Here is a 7,491-nt window from a genome sequence, read left to right as displayed (position 1 = left end):
GGTTCTTCCTGCACACCGACGACTTCGCCCGCGACCACGCCCGGATGCTCGCCGCGGGCGTGACCTTCCTGGAGGAGCCGCGCCACGAGCCGTACGGCTCGGTGGCGGTCTTCGAGGATCTGTACGGAAACCGCTGGGACCTGCTCCAGCCCGCCGGCTGAGCCTCCGCTCGCCGCACCTCCGCTCGTCGGCGGTCCCTCCCGCCGCACCTCCTTCCACCACGGCCCCTCCCGCCGTGCTTCCCTTCGCCGCGGCACCTCCAGCCGTGCCGAACCGTCAGCCCAAGGCCCGTTCAAGGAAAGACCCGCCATGACTGCTACGCGCGTAGACGCCGAACTGATCCGCCGCCTGCCCAAGGCCGTCCTGCACGACCACCTCGACGGCGGCCTGCGCCCCGCCACAGTGGTGGAACTCGCGGCCGGGATCGGCCACACCCTGCCGACCACCGACCCCGACGCGCTGGCCGCCTGGTACTACGACGCGGCCAACTCCGGCGACCTGGTCCGCTACATCGCCACGTTCGAGCACACCCTCGCCGTGATGCAGAACCGCGAGGGCCTGCTGCGCGTCGCCGAGGAGTACGTCCTGGACCTCGCCGCCGACGGCGTCGTCTACGCCGAGGTGCGCTACGCCCCCGAGCTGAACACCCGGGGCGGGCTGTCGATGAGCGAGGTCGTGGAGACGGTCCAGGAGGGCCTCGCCGCAGGCATGGCCAAGGCGGCCGCCGCGGGCACCCCGGTCCGGGTCGGCACCCTGCTGTGCGGCATGCGCATGTTCGACCGGGTCCGCGAGGCCGCAGACCTGGCCGTGGTCTACCGGGACGCCGGTGTCGTCGGCTTCGACATCGCGGGCGCCGAGGACGGCTTCCCGCCCGCCGACCACCTGGCCGCCTTCGAGCACCTGCGCCGCGAGAGCGTGCCGTTCACCATCCACGCCGGCGAGGCCCACGGCCTGCCCAGCATCCACCAGGCCCTCCAGGTGTGCGGCGCCCAGCGCATCGGCCACGGCGTGCGCATCACCGAGGACATCGTCGACGGCAAGCTCGGCCGTCTGGCCGGCTGGGTGCGCGACCGCCGTATCGCCCTGGAGATGTGCCCGACGTCCAACCTCCAGACCGGCGCCGCCACGTCGATCGCCGAGCACCCGATCACCGCTCTGAAGGACCTGGGCTTCCGGGTCACCCTCAACACCGACAACCGTCTGGTCTCCGGTACGACGATGACCCGCGAGATGACGCTGTTGGTCGAGCAGGCGGGCTGGGGTGTCGAGGACCTGCGCACGGTCACGGTGAACGCCCTCAAGAGCGCGTTCATCCCGTTCGACGAGCGCAGGGCCCTGATCGAGGACGTCGTCCTGCCGGGTTACGCGGCCGCGCTCTGAAGCAGCCCGCGGACGTAGGCGGCCTGTCCGACGTGCTGGAGATCGTCGGACAGGACGCTGACCAACCGCACGCCCAGCGTGACCGGCGGGTCCCACCGGGTGTCGACGACCTGCTCCAGGTCCTTCGCGGCCAGTCCGCGCAGGGCCGTCAGGCTCCGCTCGTGCACGGCGTCGTAGTAGCCGGTCAGCAGCCGGCCGGAGTCGACGCGCACCTTGGCGACATCCGCCGGGGTGTGGCCGTAACCGTTGTCGTGGCGCGGCAGGTCGAGGCCGAAGCGCTGCTCCCACTCCTGTGCCAGCCACACCTGCTCCAGCCCGAAGGCGTCGGCGAGGTGGTCGTCCTGCACCCGAGTGAGGTGCCAGACCAGCCAGGCGACGGAATTGGCCTCGGGGCCGGGCCTGGCGTTGAGATTTTCGGGGCCCAGCCCCTCGACCACTGAGTGGACCTCTTCCCGGATGCGGCCGTACGCGTCGATGAGGACGTCCTTTGCATGCATACGTCCACCATCGCCCAGTCCCCGCTCAGGCGCCCCCCGTTTCCAGCAGCGCCATCAGGGCCCGCGCCGCGGGACTGGTGCTCTGCGCGGGCGGCAGCAGGGCGGCGCTCTCGTACACCGTCTCGCCGGTGCCCTTGAGGGGCAGCGCGGTGAGCGACGCCCGTTTGTGCCGGAAGTGGCGCGGTACGACCGCGACGCCGAGGTTCTCGTCGATCAGGTCCAGCAGGCTGTGCACGTCGTTGACCTCCAGCGCGACGGTCCGCCGCAGTCCGGCCTCGGCGAACGCGGCGTCGGTGGTGCGGCGCGGGCCCCAGTCCGGGTGGAAGTCGACGAAGACCTCGCCGCCGACCTCCTGCGGGGTCACCGCGGCGCCCGCGACCGCAAGCGGGTGGGCCGGATGGCACAGCAGGGTCATCGGCTCCCCGGCCAGGGACACCGAACGCAGCTGGTCGGTGTCGGCCTGGGTGCGGTAGGCGAAAGCCAGATCCAGCCGCCCGGCCGCCACCTCCTCGGCCAGCGCGCCCGACCCGGCCTGCCGCAGCCGGATCTCCACGTCCGGGTGACGGCGCCGGAAGGCGGCGAGCAGGGCCGCCACGTTCACCCCCGCGATGCACTGCTCCGTGCCGAGCGCCAGGGTGCCGCGCAGCACGCCCTGCACCGCCGCCACCGCCTCGTGCGCGGCCCTGACCTGTGCCAGGATCCGTTCGGCCTCGGCGAGCAGCGCCCGCCCGGCCTCCGTCAGGGTCACCCGGCGGGTGGTGCGCACGAACAGCGGGGCCCGCAGCTCCCGCTCCAGCGCCCGGATCGAGGCCGACAGACCCGACTGGGAGACCAGCAGGCGTTCGGCGGCCCGGGTGAAATGCTGGTCCTCGGCGACGGCGACGAAGTGCTGGAGGTGGCGCAGTTCCATGATTGAGAAGCCTATCCGCTGAATTCCATCGGATTCTTCTGTTGGACCACTGCCCGCCGTGCAGGCGAGAGTGGGTACCGGTTCCCTGAACCGATCACCGTGCCAACCCCTGATGGAGTCGCGTTGTACACCGCACACCCCGACCGTTACGCGGACATGCCCTACCGGCGCACCGGACGCAGCGGCCTCAAGCTCCCCGCGCTGTCGCTCGGCCTGTGGCACAACTTCGGCCCGGACCGCCCGGTCCAGACCCAGCGGGCCATCCTGCGCCGCGCCTTCGACCTCGGCATCACCCACTTCGACCTGGCCAACAACTACGGCCCGCCGCCCGGCGCCGCCGAGTCGGCCTTCGGCGAGGCGCTGCGAGCCGACTTCGCCGGTTACCGCGACGAGCTGGTGATCTCCACCAAGGCCGGCTATCTCATGTGGCCGGGCCCGTACGGCGAATGGGGTTCCCGCAAGTACCTGCTGTCCTCGCTGGACCAGAGCCTCACCCGGATGGGCCTGGACTACGTCGACATCTTCTACTCGCACCGCCCCGACCCGGAGACTCCGCTGGAGGAGACGATGGGCGCGCTGCACTCGGCGGTGCAGCAGGGCAAGGCGCTGTACGTCGGCATCTCCAACTACTCCGCCGAGCAGACCCGGGAGGCCGCCCGCATCCTCGGCGAGCTCGGCACCCCGCTGCTGATCCACCAGCCGCGCTACTCGATGCTGGACCGGCGCCCCGAGGAGGAGGGCGTGCTGGACGCGCTGGACGAGCTCCAGGTCGGGTCCATCGTCTTCTCCCCGCTGGAGCAGGGCCTGCTGACCGGCCGCTACCTGGACGGCATTCCGGAGGGCTCGCGGGCCGCGAGCGACAGCCCCTTCCTGAACTCGGACGCGGTCACCGAGGACCTGGTGGCCCGGCTGCGCGCGCTCGACGAGATCGCCAAGTCCCGCGGTCAGAGCCTGGCCCAGCTGGCCCTGGCCTGGGTGCTGCGCGGCGGACGGGTGACCTCCGCGCTGATCGGCGCGAGCAGCCCGCAGCAGGTGGAGGACTGCGTCGGCGCCATCCGCAACCTCGACTTCGACGCGGAGGAACTGGCCCGGATCGACGCGGCCGTCAAGCCGTAACGCCTCGGGAGGAATACCTCCCGGCACGGGAGCGGGGCAGGCCGGCGGTTTCCCGACACCGTCGCCTGCCCGCTTCCCAGGGATGCCGGAGATCCCGTAGATCCCGTAGATCCCGTAGATCCAGTAGATCCAGTAGAGCCCGGAGATCGTCCGAGCGCGAAATCCCGAAACGGCGTCCGCCGATCATTCCACGGATCTTGGCCGGTTTTCAGGTGCCGCTTAATTCGACGGAGTCGGGCCGGTTCGGTGCGGATCCCGCCGCGGCGCCGGTGTGTTTACACGGCGAAGTGCCATGCCGAATTCCGCATCCGCTTTCCCTGCCGGACCCCTGATGTCCTGCGCCTACGGAGATCCCGGCGGTCTCCATTTCGGGAGATCGCCGATAGCCCGTCGGGCGCGGTGGAACTCGTCGCCGCGCCGGGTGTCGTGCCCGGTGGGCAGCGGTCCAGGAATCCGGAAACGGCCTTGATCCGGCCTTCGGCGTCCGGTGGGCGCCACGTCGACGTAACGGTTCTCGCCACAGTTCTCGGCCACAGTTCTCGCCATGATTCTCGGCACGGCCGGAGGAAAACGGACGGCCCGTCGTGTTTCGGCCAAGCGGTGCGGTGAATATGCCAAGAGAGTGGCCGGAAAGTCGTGGTGACAGTGTTTCAGTAGTCAACATACTCGAATGTCAGGGACAGTTCTTCCTACACGAGCCGCACGGAAAGCGAGGCCCGACCGGCAAGCGAGAGATGCTACGGGGGAGAGAACCGTGCACGACGAATTCCTGTGCCACGTCACCGCCTACGGCATGTGCGACGGGAGACGGATCGGCGTACCGCTCGGCACCTACCGGGCGCCGACTCTCGCCCTGGCGCTGTGGTGGCTGCGGGACCGGGCCTCCTGGATCGCCGAGCGGCTCGACCCGCAGCCGGAGAGCCCGCACTTCCCGCCGAGTTCACTGGTCCCGGTCGCGGAGAGCGCGCCCGATGTGCCCGCGCTGCTGCGCGCCTGGTGCGCCGACGTGGAACGACAGGAACTGGTCGCCGAGGAACTGGCCGACGGGCGGCTGGTGCGGATCGCCACCAGCGACGACACCACCGAGTACGAACTGCTCGCCGAGTCCGTCGACGCACTGCGGATGCAGCGGGCAGCCCCGGCGCTCGTCATGCCGGTCGCCTGACTCCCCCACCTGGCAACCGGGTGGTCAGGGGGAGGGGCCGAGGTCGGAGCGCGGCGCCTCGCCGGCCCGGCGCAGCCTGCGGGCCGGCGGACCGCCGAGGAATCCGGTGACCAGCCCCCAGAGCAGGGCCAGGCCGAGCGCCGTCCACACCTGCGGCCGCAGGAGGAGGACCCCGGACAGGTTGCCGCCCAGGTCACCGATGCCGAGCAGGGACACGCCGTAGTACGCGGAGACCCGGCCCAGCAGGCAGATCGTCAGCACGGTGAGGACGAGCGCGACCGCCGTCCGCACGGCCAGCTGCCAGACCCGTGTCCGGGCCGGCGAACACGCCGCCAGCACGAACGCCGCCGTCAGCAGCAGTACGGCGGCGCCGACCAGGAGCCACCAGTACCTGCCGTCGAGGTCGGTCAGCGTGCCCAGGTCCAGCGTGGCACCGTCCGGGGTGCGCAGCGCCCGGTCCCCCTCGGGCGGCAGCGGCAGCCGGAACGGACCCTGCACCCGCCCGTCCCAGGTGGCCCCCATCCCGATCGTGAGCGCGATCCAGACGATATTGGGCAGGCCGAGCAGCAGCACGGCGAAGGTCTCGGCCGGATGCCCCTGGGTCGCCGCCACCACCAGGGCGACACAGGCCCCCACGACGACACTGGACAGCAGCAGCACGACCATGGCGTACGCGGCCGGCCGCACCGGCTCCTGGAACCGCAGCAGCCGGGCCGGCAGCGGGGCGGCGCGCGACACCAGCAGGGCCAGGAAGAGCACGACGGCCAGCCACAGCAGGCCGAGGGCGAGCGTCAGCGGCACGTTCGCGGCGAAACCCATCCGGGGCTCCACGCCGAACAGGTCACCGAGGTCGCCGAGCGTTCCCTCGCCCAGGGGGATCGCGAAGGTCTGCCGGGCGCCCAGCGCCAGTCCGAGCAGACCGAGCAGCCACAGCACGGCGATCCGCGCGGCCCACCAGGCCGGTTCGGCGACCGTGGTGACGACGCGGTGCCGTAGCGGCCACAGGAAACCGGCGCCCACGACGAGGGCTCCGACGAGGGTGACCGACAGCGGGGTCGCCGTCAGTCCCGCCCGGCTCTCGGCGAGCGAGCCGACGTTCCCGGACAGCTCGACACTGCCGCCGACGGCGGTCACCACCGTCGCCGCCACCACCCGCGGGAAGGCTTCGTCCGGCAGCTCCGTCGCGCCCGCCGCCCACAGCCCCAGCGCGGCCACCACCCCCATGGCGACCAGCCCGGCCAGCACCGTCACGGCGGCCCGGCCCCAGCCGGGACGGGCGAGCGTCTGTTCGGAGGGAGTTCGCCGGCTCACCCTGCCACGCTAAGCAGCCGCACCGGCGGCCGCGCGCCGGGAGGGCCGTCCGCGTCCACCGGACCCCGCCACCGGACGGACCACCGGACCCGCCGCCGGACGGCCCTCGCCGTCACCGTCGGTGAGATCGCGGGGCTCGCACGGAGGTACCCCGAGAGCCGGGGCGGTCCCGGGGAGTGCGCGGCGTCCCGCGGGGTACGAGCACAGGTGCAGCAGCGTCCGGCCAGTCCGGCTTCCGAGAGAGAACCGCATGACCGACCATCTGGGCGGGGCAGTGATACCGACCGGTTTCGACGTACCCGTGGAACCGCTACGGCGGGCGACCCACTTCACCGGCGAGCCCGGTTGCATAGCGGAGGCGCGGACTTTCGCCGCGCTCTTCGTGGAGCAGCTGCGTACCGAGTGGTGTGCCACGATCGGCGAACGCACGAGCGGCGCGCTGTTGCTGGTGGTGAGCGAGCTGGTCACCAACGCCGACCGGCACAGCAACGGACCGTACATCCTGGAACTGGAGGGCACGGACGCCTCGATCGCCGTGAGTGTCTACGACAGCAGCGCGGCCCTGCCGCTGCGCTTCCCCCGGGATCCGCGACGCGTGGGCCGGCACGGCCTGGAGATCGTCCACGCGCTGGCGCGCCAGGTCACCGCCGAGCGGGTGCCCGTCGGCAAGCGGGTGCGCGCGGTGCTGACGCTGAGCGCGGACTGAACAGGCGCCCGGCCCCGGTGTTCCGCGCCCCGCCTCGTGTCCGCGACCGGATCACGGCGGTGGGCATCCGACCCCTCCCCACGAAAGCGACGGTTGCCGTCGGTCTCCTCGACCACCGGACGGCTGCACCGGCGGCCCCTCGGGAGTCCCGGTACCCGGAGTGCGCGACGCCATGCACACCGTGTGCGGAAGCGGCGGACGTCCGGTGTCGACGGCGCGCCCGGGGTGGTGCGGGAACGCGGCACGTCGTGGGTGCTTTGTCCGATTCCACCGAGGGCGCAACGCGGGACCCTTCCCGCCGCCGCCCCCGCTCCTAGGCTGGGAAGGTGAGCAGCCAAGCGCCGAACGAAGCCCGCGTCATCCCCTTGCGCCCGCACACCGCCCGGCCCTCGTCGGGACCCCCGAC

The 7,491-nt window shown here is 71.9% G+C and carries 8 protein-coding genes; 5 read left to right on the top strand and 3 right to left on the bottom strand.

The features are described 5' to 3' along the window. Both FNH09_RS42980 and FNH09_RS42975 read left to right on the top strand, forming a co-directional pair. Nucleotides 1-161: VOC family protein (locus FNH09_RS42980; protein ID WP_202919878.1), on the top strand; the 161-nt coding region annotated here is incomplete at its 5' end. A 148-nt stretch (nucleotides 162-309) separates the two neighbouring features. Continuing rightward, entirely contained in the window at nucleotides 310-1,380 is a 1,071-nt protein-coding gene (locus tag FNH09_RS42975; protein ID WP_152895301.1) for an adenosine deaminase, read from the top strand. On the opposite strand, the gene FNH09_RS42970 is transcribed toward FNH09_RS42975, so the two are convergent. Then, nucleotides 1,362-1,877 (bottom strand): mycothiol transferase, encoded by a 516-nt coding sequence (locus tag FNH09_RS42970; RefSeq protein WP_152895300.1) that lies wholly within the window; start codon nucleotides 1,875-1,877, stop codon nucleotides 1,362-1,364. The two genes, FNH09_RS42975 and FNH09_RS42970, sit on opposite strands and share 19 nt — an antisense overlap. Before the next feature lie 25 nt (nucleotides 1,878-1,902). Then, nucleotides 1,903-2,787 (bottom strand): LysR family transcriptional regulator, encoded by an 885-nt coding sequence (locus FNH09_RS42965; protein WP_152895299.1) that lies wholly within the window; start codon nucleotides 2,785-2,787, stop codon nucleotides 1,903-1,905. Nucleotides 2,788-2,910: 123 nt separating this feature from the next. Here FNH09_RS42965 and mgrA point away from each other — a divergent pair, with 123 nt between their 5' ends. After that, a complete protein-coding gene (gene mgrA, locus FNH09_RS42960) occupies nucleotides 2,911-3,903 on the top strand; it encodes an L-glyceraldehyde 3-phosphate reductase (RefSeq protein ID WP_152895298.1) in 993 nt (330 codons plus the stop codon). A gap of 754 nt (nucleotides 3,904-4,657) precedes the next feature. Beyond that, a complete protein-coding gene (locus FNH09_RS42955) occupies nucleotides 4,658-5,068 on the top strand; it encodes a hypothetical protein (protein ID WP_162469955.1) in 411 nt (136 codons plus the stop codon). Nucleotides 5,069-5,092: 24 nt separating this feature from the next. Here FNH09_RS42955 and FNH09_RS42950 read toward each other — a convergent pair whose 3' ends face one another. Further along, a complete protein-coding gene (locus FNH09_RS42950) occupies nucleotides 5,093-6,379 on the bottom strand; it encodes a streptophobe family protein (RefSeq protein ID WP_162469954.1) in 1,287 nt (428 codons plus the stop codon). Between the two features lie 250 nt (nucleotides 6,380-6,629). On the opposite strand from FNH09_RS42950, the gene FNH09_RS42945 reads away from it, so the two are divergent. Then, on the top strand, nucleotides 6,630-7,085 hold the full coding sequence (locus tag FNH09_RS42945; protein WP_152895297.1) for an ATP-binding protein: 456 nt from the start codon (nucleotides 6,630-6,632) through the stop codon (nucleotides 7,083-7,085). The last annotated feature ends 406 nt before the right edge of the window (nucleotides 7,086-7,491 follow it).

It is taken from the genome of Streptomyces adustus, from assembly GCF_009377175.1.
GTDB lineage: Bacteria > Actinomycetota > Actinomycetes > Streptomycetales > Streptomycetaceae > Streptomyces > Streptomyces adustus.
This window is presented reverse-complemented; position numbering and strand designations above follow the sequence as displayed.